The sequence below is a fragment of the Beijerinckiaceae bacterium genome (assembly GCA_004564215.1).
In the GTDB taxonomy this organism is placed as follows: domain Bacteria; phylum Pseudomonadota; class Alphaproteobacteria; order Rhizobiales; family Beijerinckiaceae; genus Methylocapsa.
Map to the genome: position 1 here is coordinate 2,210,617 of CP024846.1, position 17,729 is coordinate 2,228,345.

Below are 17,729 nucleotides of genomic sequence, written 5' to 3' on the forward strand. Positions count from 1 at the left end.
GAATGCGGATCGGAGTTCCCAAAGAGATCAAGGATCATGAATATCGTGTCGGATTGATCCCCGACGCGGTCCGCGAATTCGTCGCGGCGGGGCACGAAGTGAGCGTTGAAACAGAGGCGGGCGCCGGGATCGATGCCTCGGACCAAGCCTATTTGGCGGTCGGCGCCCGAATCGTCGCTACGGCCGATGAAATCTATGCGAACTCCGAAATGATTGTGAAGGTTAAGGAACCGCAGCCGAGTGAATGGTCGAAGCTGCACGAAAATCAAATCCTATTCGCATTTCTGCATCTTGCGCCGGATTTGGTGCTGACCCGTGGATTGCTGGCGTCCGGCTGCACCGCTGTCGCCTATGAAACCGTGACCGGGCCGGACGGGCTGGGGCTCCCCTTGCTGGCGCCGATGAGCGCGGTCGCCGGCCGGCTCGCCATCGAGGCGGCGACCATGGCCCTTCGCCGTCAGAACGGCGGACGCGGCATTCTGCTCGGTGGGGTTCCCGGCGTCGAACCCGCCCGGGTTGTGGTCTTGGGCGGTGGCGTCGTCGGAACCCAGGCGGCACGGATGGCCGCAGGTCTCGGCGCGGATGTGACGATCCTCGATCGTTCGCTGGCGCGCTTGCGCGAACTCGATGAATTATTTCAAGGACGGGCGAAGACACGGTTCGCCTCGGCGGCGGCGATCGACGATGCGGTTTTTTCCGCCGATGCGGTGATCGGCGCGGCTCTAATCCCGGGGGCCACGGCGCCGAAGCTCGTGACGGAGCCGATGCTGAAAAGCATGAAGCGCGGCGCCGTGCTCGTCGATGTGGCGATCGATCAGGGCGGCTGTTTCGAAAGCTCGCGCGCAACGACCCATACCGATCCGACTTTCATTAAGAATGGTGTGGTCCATTATTGCGTCGCGAACATGCCCGGCGCGGTGCCATACACGTCGAGCCACGCGCTTAACAATGCCACCTTGCCCTATGGGCTTGCCCTTGCGGCCGGAGGGCTCGCCGCAATCGCCGCCGATCCGGGGCTTCGCCATGGACTCAACCTGCATCGCGGTCAGATCACCCATCCAGCTATTGCCGCGAGCCTCGGGCTTGCCGCCAAGACTCCCGAAGCAGCGCTTGCGGCGTGAAGCCGCGCGCGCCATTCCCTTAGATCACGATGATTTTGGATTGACTCAATCCAAAATCATGAACGTGATCGATTCCAAAAGCTTAGAGCGGGATGCGGGCGGAAAACCGGTTTCCACTTTTCCTCATCCCGCTCTAGCGTATCGCCGGGACCGTCTTGGGGTAATTCAAATCATAGGTCTTGTTGCGCAGCGGATCGAGAGGGGTGCCTTCGGATGCGTCGAAGGCGCGGGCACGATGCACGGCGGCTTCGGCATTTTGCGGCTGTGGCGCCGGGCTTGTTCCAGCCTCGTCGGATCGGTCCGCTAAATCATCGCTGTTTTGCGAGAGGCCGGCCGCGCGGCTCTTTTGCTCGGCAAGGCGGTCGGTCGATACCGGGAAGGTCATGTCCCGGCCGGCGGGACCGTCCTCCGCATCCGACTGGCCGACCGGACCGTCGAGCACCGCCGCGGCGGAGGTGGGCTTGGGCGCCTGAACTGTGATCCCGAGTTCATCGAGTCCCGGTCCCCAGGTGAAGGCGCTGACCTTTTGGGCGGTTTTGCCCCGAGCCTTATTGGCTTGCGCATTCTTGGTTGTCGGCATCACTTCGTTGATCGCCGTCACTGCGGAGGCATAGGGCAGCATCGACGGGGGTAGGTTGGCGGTCGTGGTCCCGAACGAGGAGGGGAGCGACCCATAGATGGACGAGCCGGTTCCAAGTTCGCTCTTTCGCTCACCGCTTGGTGGAGGGGCCGGCGGCACCCCTTGCGGAATTGTCGTGTCGACCTCCGGCGCGGCCTGCTCCTGCTCCTGTTTCTCTTTGGTATCTTTTTCGATCTGGCGCCAGCGCTGAACATTGCGGCTATGCTGATCGAGCGTTTCGGAGAAGATATGCCCGCCCGTGCCGTCGGCGACAAAATAAAGATCCTGGGTGCGGGAGGGGTTGGCAACCGCCTCGAGCGCCGCGCGGCCGGGATTGGCGATGGGTCCAGGCGGCAAGCCCTCGTTCGTATACGTATTGTAAGGCGTGGCTTTGTCGACTTCCGCGCGGGAAAGCCCCCTGCCGAGGCTGCCTTTGCCGCCAACCAATCCATAGACGATCGTTGGATCCGACTGCAGGCGCATTCTTTTCTGCAAACGGTTCAGGAACACGCTGGCGACCCGCGGCCGCTCGTCCGCCTTGCCGGTTTCCTTTTCGACGATCGAGGCCAGAGTCACCAGATCATAAGGGGAGCGCAGGGGCAGGCCATTGGTTCGGCGCGACCAAATCTGGTCGACAACCCGCTTTTGATCGTCCTGCATCTTCTTCACAAGGTCGGCGCGCAAGGTCCCGCGCGCGACCTTATAAGTTTCCGGCAGCAGGCTGCCTTCCTTCGGCAGGTCCGCAAGATCGCCCTGTAGGACATCGCTCTCACGGAGCCGCTCGACGATCTGTTCGCTCGTTAGCCCTTCGGGAATGGTGATCGCGTGCAGAACCTGCTTGCCATTGACCAGCGTATCGATCACGTCGCGCAAACTGGCATTCTGTTTGAACATATATTCGCCGGCCTTGACCTTGGACCGGTTGCCTTCGAGCAGCAGCGCGAGATTGAGCGCAAAAGCATTGTCGATGACACCTTCGCGATCAAGTTCGGCGATAATATCGGGAACCTCGGTGCCCGGCGCGATATACAGAACTTTGTTGGTAGTGAGCGGGCCCGGCGCTCGCATGCGCTGCTGGCTCCAGACGATGCCGAAGACCCCGGCAACCGCCAAGATCAGCAGGAACGAGAGAAATCCGCTGAGGGCTGAGAGCGTCGGGCGTCTGCGGCTCGGCGGAATGGGCGGCGGTGGCGGCGCCGCGTCGGGCTGCAACGCCTCTTTCGGACTTTGCGGAGTCACTCTTTGGCCGGCAAACCGGCCGCCCCGACGGGTCGGCGCGGCGCGGTTTTGATCCAGGCCCTCGGCCGCATCGTCTTCATTCGGTTTTGAAGGCATGTCGCCCATCAAGCCAGCTCGCAAGTTTCACGTTGAGAGCAGTTTCCAGAACGAAAGCGCTCTAAGCTTCGAATATAGCGTATTTTTCCGGGCAAAGGAGAGTTCGCTCACCCCTCAAGGCCAAGTCCATCTATCCGGCCTGAAAAATATGGCGAATTCGGGTTCGAGGCCGGTCCCCCGCGGGTAGTGTCTCAGTTTGAAATTTAAACCGTCGGCCAGATCGCCGCGATCATGGAGCAAGCAGTCTGAATGTTGGCGACCCTTCTGGTAATATTGGCGGGGCCACGAACAACCGTTTCACGAGGTACGTCAATAACCATAGAAGTTGGAGAATGCGAAACGCCAAGATGGCCTAGAAATTGGGCGGCGTGCATGTGGGCAATAGTCGCCAAATGCCCGTTCGCTTCCGACCTACGATTTTCCGCGCCATCGCCAGCCGTTCCAATTGTGCAGCGAATAAAGACTTCACCGACCCGAGTCTCCCCACCGCGCGTTGCAACGCTGGCGACTGCGTCCGGCCAGACCGAAACCTCAACGCCAGAGATTATTAATGGGTCGCTCGGATTCGGGCCAGGCTGATAATTGGCCCCTCCGATATCAAGAGCGTTAATTGTCCGTTGGAATGTTTCGATCACTCCTATAGACCGAATCGCGTCATCTCGAACCAATGGTGAACTGGCTGGGTCGTCTCTTCGTTGTTCAAGCGCAACAATTGCACTGGCGACAATTCGGTTTAATCCAGATGGCGATTGCAGACATGCCGAAATGCAACGGCGCGCGTGCTGGTACTGGATGATGAGCGGTTTGTTCTGGCCAGGATTCTTGGCTTGGCGTAGGATTCCTATTTGGCCGATTGGTGTCGGCGCAACAAGATAGTCAGCTAATTGCGAAGCAGACAGCTTCGGAGTGAGGCGAACGGGAGATAATGGCATGGATGAGTTCCTAATCATCGGGACGACTCAAATTGATACACAAGTATATATGTCTGAGTTATCTTCGCAGACATTGAGAGATAATGGACTCGATGGGGACAGATCCGGACTATATCTTTATGAGGCGAGCGATGACCCATCCTCTGTTGGGATTCGCGTGCTAGCTACAGTTCCAAACACTGATGCGGCATATCGCCTTTTAGACATCTTAGGAATCCGTGTGGCCGTCTAAGCGGCGTCGGCGCTTTTCTTATAAGGACCGCGTTTCTTGGCCGGAGCGTCCGCATCCATAACCTCAACGATATCCGCCCAATCCATGACTGTCTCGCTCAGGCCAGCGGCCATTGCTGGGGTTACGCGAAGGCTCTTGTGAATGCGTATCCAATTGTACCAGACGGCATAGATTGCAACCATATGAGCATGGTTCTCGAATTTCTTTGAAAAAGCATTCGTCAGGCGCGTGAACCGCCGATTGTGCATCCTCATTGTGAGATTCGCCCGCTCGGCATAGGACGTGCTGACGTGCTTCATATCGGGTGAGCCTTCGATCCGCTCCTTGCGGCAACCCACACATTCCGCAGGGCTGTAGCGACCCTTGGCACTCTCTGGTGACGCGCCATAAATCTTGTTCAGCATGGCGTAATCAACATCCGCGCCGAACGCACCTTCAACAGCCTCCAAATAGGCTTTGTGGCCGTCCGAAGTCAGTTGGATACGATTGGCGATCCGCGACGCCATATCGTCAATAAACCACTTGGCGCATTCGCCATCGCGGCTGCCAACAAAGTGCGAAATAAGCAATTTCGTATCGGCTTCGATCGCAGTCCATGTCCAAGTGTCGCCTGCGCCATCAACCGGATTTTTCATCGCCGCTACGTTCTTTTGTTTAGCGCCGGTGAAAGACCAGATTTCATCGACCTGGACGCGGTGCGCCTTCACGCCGCGAACTTTCGCGTCATGGAAGCCCGCACAAAAGCGCCCAGCGTCTTCCAAGAGCTTTGAAACCGTGTTGATGCTCGTATCTGTGAGACGCGAAACGGAACGCATCGAAGCGCCTTCGCAGAGCATCGAAAGGATTTGGGTGCGCGTGGCGACAGGAAGCTTGTTCATGCCAAGCATAATATGAACTTTCTTGCTTAGCGTCAAGCAATTAAATTCAGAATGGAATATCGTCTGGATCCGGTGGTTCCGGTGGTTCCGATGGCGGTTCCGGCTCGCTTCGAATCGAACCAAACCCAGGAGGTGGTTGGTCATCCTCATCTTCCACAACCGTCTTATGGCCAAGCTCTATAAGCCCAAAGGTATTAGGAGCCGGGCGGGTAAAAATCTCGCTCCGTCTCACATACGCCGCGAGAGAGCTGGCAAGAGAAGCACGACTCTCACGGCTTGAATCCCTTCCAAGTGCTGCCAAAAGCGCCACTATATGGACCGGCTTTCCTTGTTTAAGGATCACATGCCTCGCTCGAGCGACCGCGCTTCCAGAGCGAAGAATCGATTCGGTGCTTCCTGGTGTGGCTGGTGAGGGCGGTGGGGGAGAAGCATCTATTTCCAGCAGCTTAAGAATATCGTGAAGCGCTTGAACATACACGCGCGCCGTTCTTAGACGGTCCTCTAGCGTTTGGATTTCCTGCTCCTTTTTCCGAAGACGCTCTGCGATTTTCTCCCTATCATCCATTTTACCACACCCTCGACTCTGTATGTGACAGATGATATGTGATGTGACTCCCAGCGACAAGTCAGGAATCACATATGGCGCAAGAAATGACGAATTTGCCAGAGTATCGGGTTACCATGGCTCGGTTGGAGCAGGTGAAGCGAGAAAGCTCGACCGGAGTAGAATATTGGCACGCCAGGGAAATCAACGAGATTCTCGGCTATCCGAATTGGCGAGAGTTCGAGAATGTGCTCAGCCGCGCAAGGGATGCTTTTAGAAAAAACGGCGTTGACCCCTCCCATCAGATTGTGTTGACGCACAAACTGATGGGAGTTGGAAAGGGTGCCAAGCTCCGAGGTGACGACTATTTTCTAAGCCGCTCGGCCTGTTATCTCATCACTATGAACGGCGACCCCTCGAAACCGGAGATCGCGGCAGCGCAGGCATATTTCGCTGTTCAGACGCGACGAATGGAAGAGCAAGATGCTCAATCGAGTGACGAAAAACGCCTTGAACTACGCGATAAAGTTGCGCAGTCACACAAGTTAGTCAGCGGAGTTGCCCAAGAAGCCGGTGTCAGGAGCGCCATGCAGGGTGTGTTTCACGATGCGCGCTATCAAGGGCTTTACGGCATGAACCTAAAAGACGTGAAAAGGAAAAAAGGAATCCCCGAAAAGCTTCCTCTTTATGATGTTGCTGGTCCGCTTGAACTTTCTGCCAATGACTTTCAGATGAATCTAGCAGCCGAGGTGCTCAAGCAGGAAAATGTTAAAGGCGAGCAAAGCGCGATACGAACGAACAAAAGCGTCGCGGATCGGGTGCGAAAGGCGATGAAGGATAGCGGCGCCACGCTACCCGAAAATCTGCCAATTGAGTCGCCCATTAAGGAGCTGAAGAAGCGATTCGGTGAGCAAAAAAAATTGGCGCGTCCTATCGATCCTTCCATCTAGATTTCGCAGCTTTCTTCGCGATCTCAACCTTCCGCTCTGAGGTGAGTCTCTTAGCTCGCGCCGCGCCGCCCTTTCGGCCAAGCTCAGCGGCGGCTTTGTCCTTCCCTGTCTCGGCGCCGTAATCTTCTGGCTCTTCGCCCGTGGCAATACGCATGACTTTGACGGCTGCGCCGATAACGTCGGCGGGGCGCCTCTCGCCTTTAGGACCGCGAGGCATTACTTGTCTCCCGCATGCTTGCGGATAAAGGCGGCGATCTGTTCCCTTAACTGAACGGTTTTATATTTATCGTCGATGAATACCGCCTGTTCCGCGATATGCGCCTTAAGCTTATCCGGTAAGCTAGCCCATTGTCGAATAACAGCCCAACCCAGACGCCGTATGATGTGTTCGTCGTCGCTTACGTTCGGGGGATTAAATGCCTTGATGTCGTCCATGAGCGCGGCCTCCTGCTTTGCGCTAAGCATATCATGGGAGATCAGGGACGCGCGAGGGAAAGTCAACCGCCTCAAATTTCAAACTGAGACACTACCCCCCCGCGCCTTCCCTTGCTGAGCGCTCGATCCGGCGGTCAGCCCGGATGTTTGAAGATCAAGCAGGCGTTGGTGCCACCGAAACCGAAGGAGTTCGATAGGACGAATTCGACCTCGCGTTTGCGCGGCGTATGCGGCACGAGATCTAGGGTGGTTTCCACGGATACGTGATCCAGATTGAGCGTCGGCGGTACGGTCTGGTCGCGGATCGCCATGATCGAAAAAATCGCTTCCACGGCGCCGGCCGCGCCGAGAAGATGTCCGATGGCCGATTTCGTCGACGACATGGAAAGCGAATGTTCGCGATTGCCGATCACCCGCTCAACCGCTCGAATCTCGATTTCATCGCCAAGCGGCGTCGAGGTTCCATGCGCATTGATATAATCGATGTCGCTCGGGCCGATTCCGGCGCGCTTGATGGCGGCTGTCATGGCCCGATAAGCCCCGTCGCCGCTCTCTTCCGGCGCGGTAATGTGGTAGGCGTCGCCCGACATGCCGTAGCCGACGATCTCGGCGTAAATCTTGGCGCCCCGCGCCTTGGCGTGTTCGTATTCTTCGAGAACGACGCAGCCGGCGCCTTCGCCCATGACAAACCCGTCGCGGTCCCGGTCGTAAGGCCGCGAAGCTCGCGTCGGCTCGTCGTTGAAATTGGTCGACAAAGCCCGACAGGCTGCAAATCCGGCGATGCCGATGCGGTTGATTGCCGATTCGGCGCCGCCCGCCACCATGACGTCGGCGTCTTCCAAGGCGACCAGCCGGGCCGCATCGCCGATTGCATGGGTGCCCGTCGCGCAGGCGGTTACGACCGAATGATTGGGGCCCCTCAGCCCATGCTGAATCGAGACATAGCCGCCCGCGAGGTTGATCAGGCGACCGGGAATAAAAAACGGCGAAACGCGCCGGGGGCCTTTTTCCTTCAGGACGATCGCGGTTTCCGCAATGCCGCCCAGGCCTCCGATTCCCGCTCCTATGAGAACGCCGGTCTTGACTTGCTCTTCATAGGTTTTGGGAGCCCAGCCGGCATCCTCGAGCGCCTGCGTTGCGGCGGCGACGGCATAAAGGATGAAATCGTCGACCTTGCGTTGTTCCTTAGGCTCCATCCATTGATCGGGATTGAAGCTCGCGTCGCTGCCGTCGCCACGGGGAATCGGCATCGCTATTTTGCAGGCCAGATCCGAGACGTCGAATTCTTCGATGCGGCGGGCACCGCTTTTCCCGTCCAACAGGCGACTCCAGCTTGGCTCGACCCCGCAAGCAAGCGGCGAGATCATGCCAAGTCCCGTAACAACCACCCTCCGCATCTCTACGACCTTGCCACCATATCCTCGGGTTAAACGGTCCCCCGTCCCTTTCTACAATCGCCGCAGCCCCTAAAGGCAGCGTCTTCCTTCGATGGAGACTCCATCCGAATACGCTGCCTTCGGTCGGACCAACGTCAAAAATTCAAGCGGCGGACGCCTTTTCAAGGAACTTTATGGCGTCGCCCACGGTCACGATCGTTTCCGCGGCATCGTCTGGAATCTCGACGCTGAATTCCTCTTCGAAAGCCATGACGAGTTCGACCGTATCGAGAGAATCGGCGCCAAGGTCTTCCATGAAATTTGCGTTGTCGACCACTTTGTCGGCATCGACACCGAGGTGCTCAATTACAATCTTTTTTACGCGCTCGGCGACATCGCTCATGGTTTTCTGATCCTCGTCCTAACGATTTGGCGCCACGGGCCAGCGTTAACGCGGTGCAGGTCGGATATGGGAAAAGATTGGGCAAAGAAATTTGCCGCACCCTTGACCATGATCCCCCCGGGGCAAAGTTCGACTTTGCCTTAATCTTCCCCGCGAATTGCCGTCCCAGTCGCTTAAGCGTGGTTGGTAACATACTTCAATGCGGTTGGCGAGAGCCGGCGCGGCCCCCGCAATCAGGGCAGTACCACATTCAAATCATTGCCATTCCTCCATTTACATGGAGGGTCTGACCGGTGACATAGGAGGCTTCCGTGCTGGCCAGATAAACGACCGCCGCGGCGACGTCGGCGCCGCTTCCCAGCCGTCCCATCGGGATGGTCGCGAGAATTGCCTCTTTCTGTTTTTCATTCAGGGCATCGGTCATCGGGCTTTCGATGAAGCCGGGGGCAATACAATTGACGGTCACGTTGCGGCTCGCCACTTCGGCGGCCAAGCTCTTGCACATGCCAATCATTCCCGCCTTCGCGGCTGCGTAATTGCCCTGTCCCGCATTGCCAGTGACGCCGACGACCGAGCTGATCCCGATAATGCGTCCGTGCCGCTTGCGCAACATGCCCTTGAGGCAGGCCCGGGAAAGCCGAAAAGCCGCGGTCAGATTGAGGTTGAGGACCGTGTCCCATTCCTCGTCCTTCATCCGCATGAAGAGATTATCCCTGGTCACTCCGGCATTGTTGACGAGAATATCGATGCTTCCCATTGCCGCTTCGGCGGCGGGCACAAGCGCTTCCGTCGCAGCCTTATGGGCAAGGTCGCACGGAAAAACATGGACGTCAGTTTCGATTTCGGCGGCGAGGGCATCGAGCGCGTCGCGTCGCGTCCCCGAAAGCCCGACGATGGCGCCGCGTTCGTGTAAGGCGCGGGCGATCGATTTGCCAAGACCGCCGCTCGCGCCCGTTACGAGGGCTGTTTTTCCGGTAAGATCGAACATCTAAAAGCAGCTCCCGATGACGGCGTATAAAACGCAGGGCTCAAGCCTGAGCCTTATAGATATCGATATCGGCTGGGATTCCTACCGAAATCCCGCTCGCCGCCTCGGCTATTCGCTTGACGAGTCCCGAGAGGACCTTCCCGGCGCCGCACTCGACAAACAGCGTAATCCCCTGGTTTGCCATAAAAACCATGCTTTCCCGCCAGCGCACGCGGCCGGTGACTTGCGCCACGAGCAACCTGCGGATCTCGTCGGGATCGATGACTGGCGCGGCCATGACGTTCGAGACGAGGGGAACGCAAGGCGGCTTGATGACGGCCAAAGCCAACGCCTCGGCCATCGCCTCGGCTGCCGGTTGCATCAATGCGCAATGAAAAGGGGCGGAGACGGGCAGAAGAATTGAACGCCGCGCGCCTTTTTGCTTGGCGAGCTCCATTGCCCGCTGCACGGCGGCATTGGATCCCGACACGACCACTTGACCGCCGCCATTGTCGTTGGCGACGTCGCAGACGGCACCGTTGCCGGTTTCCTGAGCTGCTTGCTTGGCGATGGGTAAAACCGCATCATATTCGAGCCCAAGCACCGCTGCCATTGCGCCCTCGCCGGGCGGCACGGCATCCTGCATGGCAAGGCCGCGCACGCGCAGCAGTTTTGCCGCTTGCCCGACGCTCAAAGAGCCGGCCGCGGCGAGGGCCGAATATTCGCCGAGCGAATGACCTGCCACAAAGCTCGCATCCCGGGCGAGATCGAGGCCGGCCTCCGCTTCAAGAACCCGGACGGCGGCCAGACTCGCGGCCAGCAAGGCAGGTTGAGCATTCGCGGTCAGGGTGAGCTCGTCTTGCGGACCCTCGAACATCAACGCGGAAAGCTTCTGCCCTAACACGTCGTCGACTTCGGCGAGAACCGCGCGGGCCTGCGGAAATGCTTCCGCGAGGGCTTTTCCCATGCCCACGACCTGAGACCCCTGTCCGGGAAAAACGAAAGCCTTGGACATCCCATCCCGTATTGATTTTTTGCCGCGTTCGTTGCGAGCGCAGCGACTCGCATTGCGACTGGCGCAAGTCAAGTGGCTCGGTCGAAAAACCCGTTCCTTGTCAGCGGCCTTGTTTGAGAGGCTGCAAACTACCGCTCAAAGCAAGAGAATCGGGCCGGAACTCCGATCCGCAACAAAAATGCAACACGCCGCGAAATTGCAGCGCGTTTGCGCGTTTCAGAGGCCGTTGTGGCGCTGGCACGCTTGTTAGGTTTTCTTCGAGTGGTAAGAGTCGTTGCTGACAATGACGACAAGTCAAATGAAAGAGGGGAGTGATTCCATGAAGCGAGACTTCTTGCGGTGTCTGGCCGGCGGTGCAGCCGGTTTACTTTTGACCGGAGCATCGGCCTTTGCAGCGGATCTTCCCTTGGCTCCCATGCCTGCCCCGCCGCCGGTCTTTACCTGGACTGGTTTTGAGCTCGGCGCGCAAGTCGGCGGGGGATGGAATCAGACGAGGTTTAACCTTCCTCCCTTTTCCCAAAGCTACAATGGCGCGGGTGTTTTCGGGGGTCTGCACGTCGGCTTCAACTATCAGCTGATGGGGCCGCTCGTTGTCGGCGTCCAGGGCGAATATAACTTCGCCGGCATCACGGCACACCGCAGTTCGTTCCCGCTTGATTATCTGACCACGTCGGTCCGCCAATTTGGATCAGCGGACGCCCGCGTCGGCATCGCCTTCGACCACATTCTCCTCTATGCAATCGGCGGCTTCGCTTATGGCGACATCCGCAACTCCGTCCAACTGGCCGGCTTCCCGATCTCCCGCTTCTTCGCCATGAACCGCTATGGCTACGATGTCGGCGGCGGTATCGAATACAACTTCGCTGGCAATTGGACCGCGCGGGTCGAGTATCGCTATTATGATTTTGGTCGCCGGGGCTTCAACGACGCTGGGTTCCCGACCCCTCTCTTGCCTTTCGCTATTCCTAACCACAGCACAAGAGAGACCATGCAGACCGCGCGCGTCGGCCTGACCTACAAATTTGGCTGGGGAGCCGCCGCTCCGGTCGTCGCGAAATACTGAGTAAAGCTGCCGGCCTGAGATTAGACCGCGAGGTTTGATCAAAAGCGCCTTGGTAGCCGTGGAACGCCGTCGCGGTTCTTGACCGTGGCGGCGTTTCCGCTTTTAGGCGCCTCTTTAGGCGCGCATAACACCTCGGCGGGCTGTGAATGCCCTTGCGCCCGCAGCCTGCCTGATCAAGATCTTCCAAGTCGAATCACGCGCAAAATGCGAAGGCAGATGTCCGATGCCTGAAATTCCCGGTAAAGCTTGTGCCGAATGCAGTCTGTGTTGCAGGGTTCTCGAAATCGTCGAATTTGCAAAGCCGCCTGGCAAATTATGCGAGCACTGCGGATCCTCGGGCGGTTGCGGCGTCTATGAGACAAGACCCAATGTGTGCCGCGATTACGAATGCCTCTGGAAGAGCGACCGCACTTTAAGCTCGCGTTTGCGGCCCGATCGGGTCGGAACGCTCCTGATGGAAGATCCTGATTCCGATGAATATCGGGCCGTCTGCGATCCCGAAAAGCCATTCGCATGGCTGACGCCCTTGGTTTTCAAGCATCTCGTCTTCATGGCCAAGAACGGCCGGACTGTCGTGGCTAAGGCAGGATTGAAGTCCTGGCGCGTTCGCGCCAACGGCCAATGGGCTCCTTATGTATGATGTGGCCGGTCAGCCCGCCTGATAGGGCTGGCGCGTGGCGCCGGGACAAATGATCCGCCTCCCCCCTTGCGACGCGCCTTGCTTCCAAGGCAAATCCTTGTATAAAACGCCTTCGCGACTTCGGCCGGAGGCTGAATGGGAACCCGCTTTGGCGGGCAGGGTCCTTGGATCCGTTTCCCGGTGTCTCCGCCTTCGTTTGTCCAAATCGAGCCTTTCCTGGGCTCGAAGGGCTCCGCGCCGAGCGTCGCCATGTGAGTAGGAAAGGCAGCCCCATGGCTCTTTATGAGCATATCTATATGGCGCGTCAGGACATTTCCGCCCAACAGGTGGAAGCGCTGACGGAACAATTCAAGACGATCGTCGAATCCTTCGGCGGCAAGATCGAAAAGGTCGAATATTGGGGCGTTAAATCGCTCGCCTACCGGATCAAGAAAAACCGGAAGGCGCATTTTTCGCTTCTGAATATCGATGCGCCTCCCGCTGCGCTCACCGAAATGGAGCGACAGATGGGCATCAACGAGGACATCGTTCGCTTCATGACCATCCGGGTCGAGGCCTTGGAACAAGGTCCGTCGGTGATGATGCGCAAACGTGACGACGATGATCGCGGCGACCGCTCAGACCGTGGGGATCGCTCCCGCGGCCCGCGCCCGGATCGGGGCGATCGAGGCCCGAGACGTCCGCGCGATGATGCAGCTGCTGGCGAGGAGGCAAGCTTCTGATGACAACTGCAGCCGCACCCCGCAGACCCTTCTTCCGCCGCCGCAAGACCTGCCCGTTTTCCGGCCCGAACGCGCCCAAGATCGATTATAAGGACACGCGCCTTCTGTCCCGCTACATTTCCGAGCGGGGCAAGATCGTCCCTTCGCGGATCACGGCTGTTTCGGCCAAGAAGCAGCGCGAACTCGCAAAGGCGGTCAAACGCGCGCGGTTCCTGGGGCTCTTGCCTTACGTAATCCGGTAAATGACAGACAGCAGTTCGCGCCGGCAGGGAGGTCTGCCTCGGGAGATTTCCTGCCGTGTCGAATTGCTCTAATATGAAGTCGCTAAGAACAAGATAGATCAACCGGCCGTTCGGCGAGACCGTGCGGTGTTGCTGGGACGAACGGAATTGAAGTTCCGCCGGCCCCTAACCGCCAATTCGGCGGGACAGCAGGTCCTAATGAAAAAAAAACGTTTGCTGAAACTTGGTCCACCCGCCGCCATTGCGATTGGCGCGGGAGTTGCTGCCGCCGTCTTATTTAGTTTAGCCGGTCAGGCGACTTTTTTCGCGTGGGTGCTCGCCACGCTAGCCCCGCTTCCCATTATGATCGCCATGCTTGGCTTTGGAGGGTTTGTCGGGGCCGGAGCGGCTGCGTCGGCTGCGCTGGTCGTCTCTGCGATCGCCTATGCGCACCAGCGCAGCGTGAATGTCGATGAGGCGGCGCTGCAAGGGCTGGTCTTCGCGTTCGATTTGGGCTTGCCCGCCTTGTGGCTCAGTTTTCTCGCGGTTTTGAGCCGAAGCAAGGGAGCGACCAATTGGGTCGTGACGACCCGGGTCGGCAGTTTTTTTGCGCGCGAATATTGCCCTCTCGAGCGAATCCTCTCTTACGCCGTCTCGATCTGCGCGACGATCGGGGTTGCCCTTGCAATTTATGTGTCCTCCCTCTATGGCGGGTTCGACATCGCGCTGGAGCGATTGGTCGGCAATGTGGCCCCCTTCGTCGAAGGCCTGGTGGGCCCGAACACACAATTACCAAAAGGCGTCAATGCGCAGGTGTTGGCGCGCTTCATGGTTTTGGCCGCAGCGCCGGCCGTGGCGGCTTCCAGCCTTCTCATGCTGATGTTGAATCTTTGGCTGGCGGGACGCGTGGTCCAGCTCTCGGGCTTGCTGCCGCGTCCGTGGCCCGACATTCCGCGCGAATTGGCCATGCCGCGAATCTATCTGCTGGTCTTCGGCGCCGCCGCCCTGGCCGGACCTTACCTCGGCAAGCTTCCCGGCCTCATCATTGGGGTTGTCGGGGTTACCGTCGGTGTGGCCTTCGCCTTGGAAGGGCTCGCTGTGGCGCACTACCTGACGCGTGGGCTCAGTTTCCGCATTCTGTTGCTGCTTGCAATCTATCTTGGCCTTGCAGTCCCCGTGACGTGGCTTGTCTTTGCATTCGGCTTGATCGCGCTCGGCATCCTCGAGGCAGCTTTCTCCTTGCGCGACCGCAAGGACAAGGCGGCGTCATTCAAAACCTAATGCAACTTAAAGGACCATATTATGGAAGTGATCTTGCTCGAACGCGTCGCCAAACTGGGTCAGATGGGCGACACCGTGCGCGTGAAGGACGGATACGCGCGCAATTTCCTGCTGCCCGGCGGCAAAGCCTTGCGTGCCACGGAGGCCAATAAATTCCGCTTCGAAAGTCAGCGGGCGCAACTCGAAACCCGCAATCTCGAATCAAAGAATGAAGCTGCCGCCATCGCCGAAAAACTGAATGGCCAAGCCTTCATCATCATTCGCCAAGCCGGCGAGACGGGCCATCTTTACGGCTCGGTTTCCCCGCGCGACGTTGCCGACGCGATCACGGCGGGCGGCTTCAGCGTGAACCGCACCCAAATCGTTTTGAAAACGCCGATCAAGTCGCTTGGATTGCATGAGGTCCCGGTGCATTTGCACCCCGAAGTCGAGGCGACGATCAGCGTCAACGTCGCGCGCTCTGCCGCCGAAGCCGAACGCCAGGCCAAAGGCGAAGCGATCCATATGGAAGAAGAGACCACGATGGATGAGCTGGGACTGGAAGTCGGCGCCGCGCTGGCTGAAGCGGGCGGTAGTCTCGGCGAGCAATAAAGTCCGACCCAAAGGCCGGCCGATCGGTTGCCGGGCCTTGGGCCATCTGAGCTCGCTGATGATCGGTTGAGAACAGCCAGTTAAAACTGGTTGTCAGAAAGCGCGCTGGACCCGGACGCGGCCTTCGTATTGGCTTTGGTTTGGCCTGAAGGCCGGCAAGCCCGTGGCAGTGAGCAGCGCATCCGGAGCGAGACCGACCGGCCGCGTCTGATTCAGATGCACATACATGAATTCAGCGCCGATATCGAAGCCCTTGAGCGGCGTCCAGATGAGATTGGTGCCGACCCGCGCTTCCTTGATGTTGGAGATGCCGACGCCGCCGCCGAAGCCGGAGAGGGCATTCGCCGGATAATGGACCTCCATATAGGAGCCATAGATTCCGGAGCTGAGGGTCGGGATCCAGTAATGCTTGTAGGCGCCGGTGATGTCCCAGCCCCATTGTTGTTCGCAGGAGCCGCTGCCGGTGAAGACGCAATCCGAATTGGGCTGGCTGTTCCAGCCGGTGCTGTAATCCGATGCCGTGAAGCCGGAGCCGGCATAGCGGTTCTGGTTGACCGCGCCATAGTTGTAGCCGAGGTTGTTGCCGGCGATATAGCCGAAGGCGCCTTTTTCATACGCCGCCTGGAGCCAGAGCTTGTCGCCCGGCGAGAGAAAATCGGCGTTCAGCTGGACGCCGCCCTGGATCGCGAAGCCATAGGAATTACTGACCAAAGCCGGGAAGGCATAGGCGGGGGTGAGCCCGGCGCCGGTGGCCGGCGGGGTGCCGAGCGCGGTGGAGCCGAACAGGCTGGCCCGGACCTGATGCGCCGCGGCCGACAATTGCACCGCGCCCCAAGGCTGGTCGAGGCGGAGGTTGCCGACGATTTCGGGGACCCGGGCGCCGGCGGGCTGGCCTTGGAACGAGGTTCCGGTGATGCCCCCGACATTGATCGGGATGGGCGCGCCGGCGGCGGTCGCCGTGGCGCTGGCGATGGTGCTGCCGATCGCGGCGCGGCGGGACGGCTGGTCTTCGAAGGAGATCGTCGACGAAAACCCACTGCCGAAGGTCGCGGTATAGGAGAACAGGGCGACGGTGGCGTTGGAGCCGCGCACATTCACCCAGTTATAGGCATCGGCGTAGAAATCGAACATCGATTGGGCGCGGCCCGCGGTCAACCCGGCGAATTGGATGAAGGCCTTGTTGATGATCGTCGTCTCGCGCTGCGAACTGGTGCCGGCGGTGGTGTTCCAGGTGTTGCCGAGCGACGCAAGGCTGCCGGTGGCGGAGTTGGCGCCGGAGCCGTAATAGGCATCGACCCGCGCGAAGGCCCGCAAGGTGCCCCAGGGGGAGGCCGTCCGGGAATCGAGTTCGACCCGGCCCAAGGCGTTGAAGCTCGCCGCATCGCGCGAGCGATTGTTGGAATATTGGGCGACGCCCGGAAGGAAGCCGGGGCCCGCAGCGACTCCAACCCCGGCAAGGCCGCCATGGAAGGCCGGAATACCATTGCCGTAGAAACCGGTGCCGCTGATGCTGTAGCTCGGATCGAAGGTGCGTCCTTCGGCCAACACCAGGCCGCCGACCCGCAAGCAGGTCTCGGTGCCCGGGATATAGAAGAAGCCGGCGCCGTAAGCATCGCAGATGCGAACATATTCGATTGGCGCCGCGGCGCGCGCGGGAAGATCGGCGGCCTTCGCCCCCGACACCCCTGCCACGCCCGCGGCTGAACCAAGAAGAACGGCTGTGAAAAAATTTGCAAAGCCCATTCGAAGCTTGCGGCGGCCCCTAAAGGTTTTGGCGGCAAGACCGCCCGTCCCCCGCTCAAGCGGAAATTGCCTTGTACGAGCGTCCTGTCTCATCAAATTCTGAAAACGTTTCACTTTGATAGAACTCCGGACTTTTCTCAGTATATATCAAGGCACTGGCCTCAGCCAATGGGCGCCCGATTCGAGGCAGTTCCTTTGGCCGCAAGGGCAGCTTAGCTACAATGCTGCCCAAGTAAAACGAAGTTTAGTGGAACGCATGCTTTCGCGGACGGGTGTGGCTTTAGAGCAACATTTTTAAAGCTGTGGAACGCGAAGTCGGCGGAGATATCCGAGAGAGATGAGGGGTAGCATCAGTGGGCAAGCTGGTCGGGATGCCGGTTAACGAAAAGCCAGATCAAACCGGTCACAAAGCCGCATTTTTGCCATGATTGGACGGCCAAAGAAATAAGGAAAATATTGCGGTCAATAATGTGGCGTATAGCTTGCGCCATCACTTTAGCTATCGCTGGTAGCTGCTGCTATAAAGCATTTTTTGTTGAAAACTATATTAAGATAAACATTGGAATGCTATCACTATGCTCTGCGAGGCTGAGGTGGGATGAAGCAGGAGGGCGAGGCTTGCCCTCCTGCGTGCCTGTCGTGAAGGCCTTGCCAGGATGAT

The 17,729-nt window shown here is 58.9% G+C and carries 17 protein-coding genes and 1 pseudogene; 8 read left to right on the plus strand and 10 right to left on the minus strand.

All coding sequences use genetic code 11. The annotated features are described in order from the left end of the window. Nucleotides 1-2: 2 nt before the first annotated feature. Nucleotides 3-1,121 (plus strand): alanine dehydrogenase, encoded by a 1,119-nt coding sequence (ald, locus tag CU048_10335; protein ID QBR71610.1) that lies wholly within the window; start codon nt 3-5, stop codon nt 1,119-1,121. Nucleotides 1,122-1,166: 45 nt separating this feature from the next. Here the strand turns inward: ald and CU048_10340 are convergent. The 3 genes and pseudogenes from CU048_10340 to CU048_10350 form a co-directional block, all read right to left on the minus strand. Then, nucleotides 1,167-1,254: pseudogene (locus CU048_10340) on the minus strand (hypothetical protein). Next, nucleotides 1,255-3,075 carry an endolytic transglycosylase MltG gene (locus CU048_10345; GenBank protein ID QBR72842.1) on the minus strand — a complete coding sequence of 607 codons (1,821 nt, stop codon included), beginning with the start codon at nt 3,073-3,075 and terminating at the stop codon, nt 1,255-1,257. Between the two features lie 1,160 nt (nt 3,076-4,235). Then, nucleotides 4,236-5,117 (minus strand): IS1 family transposase, encoded by an 882-nt coding sequence (locus tag CU048_10350; protein ID QBR72843.1) that lies wholly within the window; start codon nt 5,115-5,117, stop codon nt 4,236-4,238. A 639-nt stretch (nt 5,118-5,756) separates the two neighbouring features. On the opposite strand from CU048_10350, the gene CU048_10355 reads away from it, so the two are divergent. Continuing rightward, entirely contained in the window at nt 5,757-6,611 is an 855-nt protein-coding gene (locus CU048_10355) for a DNA damage-inducible protein D (protein ID QBR71611.1), read from the plus strand. On the opposite strand, the gene CU048_10360 is transcribed toward CU048_10355, so the two are convergent. From CU048_10360 to fabD, 6 genes are all read right to left on the minus strand, one after another. Further along, nucleotides 6,592-6,828 carry an RNA-binding protein gene (locus CU048_10360; GenBank protein ID QBR71612.1) on the minus strand — a complete coding sequence of 79 codons (237 nt, stop codon included), beginning with the start codon at nt 6,826-6,828 and terminating at the stop codon, nt 6,592-6,594. The two genes, CU048_10355 and CU048_10360, sit on opposite strands and share 20 nt — an antisense overlap. Further along, on the minus strand, nt 6,828-7,076 hold the full coding sequence (locus CU048_10365; protein ID QBR71613.1) for a hypothetical protein: 249 nt from the start codon (nt 7,074-7,076) through the stop codon (nt 6,828-6,830). Before CU048_10365 ends, CU048_10360 begins: the two co-directional genes overlap by 1 nt. Nucleotides 7,077-7,180: 104 nt before the next feature. Next, nucleotides 7,181-8,443, minus strand: a complete 1,263-nt coding sequence (fabF, locus tag CU048_10370; GenBank protein ID QBR71614.1) for a beta-ketoacyl-[acyl-carrier-protein] synthase II — start codon at nt 8,441-8,443, stop codon at nt 7,181-7,183. A gap of 142 nt (nt 8,444-8,585) precedes the next feature. Continuing rightward, nucleotides 8,586-8,825 (minus strand): acyl carrier protein, encoded by a 240-nt coding sequence (locus tag CU048_10375; GenBank protein QBR71615.1) that lies wholly within the window; start codon nt 8,823-8,825, stop codon nt 8,586-8,588. A 250-nt stretch (nt 8,826-9,075) separates the two neighbouring features. Then, nucleotides 9,076-9,813 (minus strand): 3-oxoacyl-[acyl-carrier-protein] reductase, encoded by a 738-nt coding sequence (fabG, locus tag CU048_10380; GenBank protein QBR71616.1) that lies wholly within the window; start codon nt 9,811-9,813, stop codon nt 9,076-9,078. Between the two features lie 40 nt (nt 9,814-9,853). Further along, nucleotides 9,854-10,807 carry a [acyl-carrier-protein] S-malonyltransferase gene (gene fabD / locus CU048_10385; GenBank protein QBR71617.1) on the minus strand — a complete coding sequence of 318 codons (954 nt, stop codon included), beginning with the start codon at nt 10,805-10,807 and terminating at the stop codon, nt 9,854-9,856. A 283-nt stretch (nt 10,808-11,090) separates the two neighbouring features. Between fabD and CU048_10390 the strand changes: the two genes are divergently transcribed. From CU048_10390 to CU048_10415, 6 genes are all read left to right on the plus strand, one after another. After that, on the plus strand, nt 11,091-11,870 hold the full coding sequence (locus tag CU048_10390) for a porin family protein (protein QBR71618.1): 780 nt from the start codon (nt 11,091-11,093) through the stop codon (nt 11,868-11,870). 223 nt (nt 11,871-12,093) lie between these two features. Then, nucleotides 12,094-12,510, plus strand: coding sequence for a hypothetical protein (locus CU048_10395; protein ID QBR72844.1), 417 nt, complete (start codon nt 12,094-12,096; stop codon nt 12,508-12,510). A gap of 272 nt (nt 12,511-12,782) precedes the next feature. Continuing rightward, a complete protein-coding gene (locus CU048_10400) occupies nt 12,783-13,232 on the plus strand; it encodes a 30S ribosomal protein S6 (protein ID QBR71619.1) in 450 nt (149 codons plus the stop codon). Next, nucleotides 13,232-13,474: a 30S ribosomal protein S18 gene (rpsR, locus tag CU048_10405; GenBank protein ID QBR71620.1), complete on the plus strand. Its 243-nt coding sequence runs from the start codon at nt 13,232-13,234 to the stop codon at nt 13,472-13,474. Before CU048_10400 ends, rpsR begins: the two co-directional genes overlap by 1 nt. Nucleotides 13,475-13,672: 198 nt before the next feature. Further along, the gene (locus CU048_10410; protein QBR71621.1) at nt 13,673-14,734 is read left to right on the plus strand and encodes a hypothetical protein; all 1,062 of its coding nucleotides are present in this window, start codon (nt 13,673-13,675) and stop codon (nt 14,732-14,734) included. Nucleotides 14,735-14,755: 21 nt separating this feature from the next. Then, nucleotides 14,756-15,325 carry a 50S ribosomal protein L9 gene (locus CU048_10415; GenBank protein QBR71622.1) on the plus strand — a complete coding sequence of 190 codons (570 nt, stop codon included), beginning with the start codon at nt 14,756-14,758 and terminating at the stop codon, nt 15,323-15,325. Nucleotides 15,326-15,418: 93 nt separating this feature from the next. Here the strand turns inward: CU048_10415 and CU048_10420 are convergent, their stop codons facing one another. After that, on the minus strand, nt 15,419-17,068 hold the full coding sequence (locus CU048_10420) for a porin (protein ID QBR71623.1): 1,650 nt from the start codon (nt 17,066-17,068) through the stop codon (nt 15,419-15,421). Nucleotides 17,069-17,729: the final 661 nt, after the last annotated feature.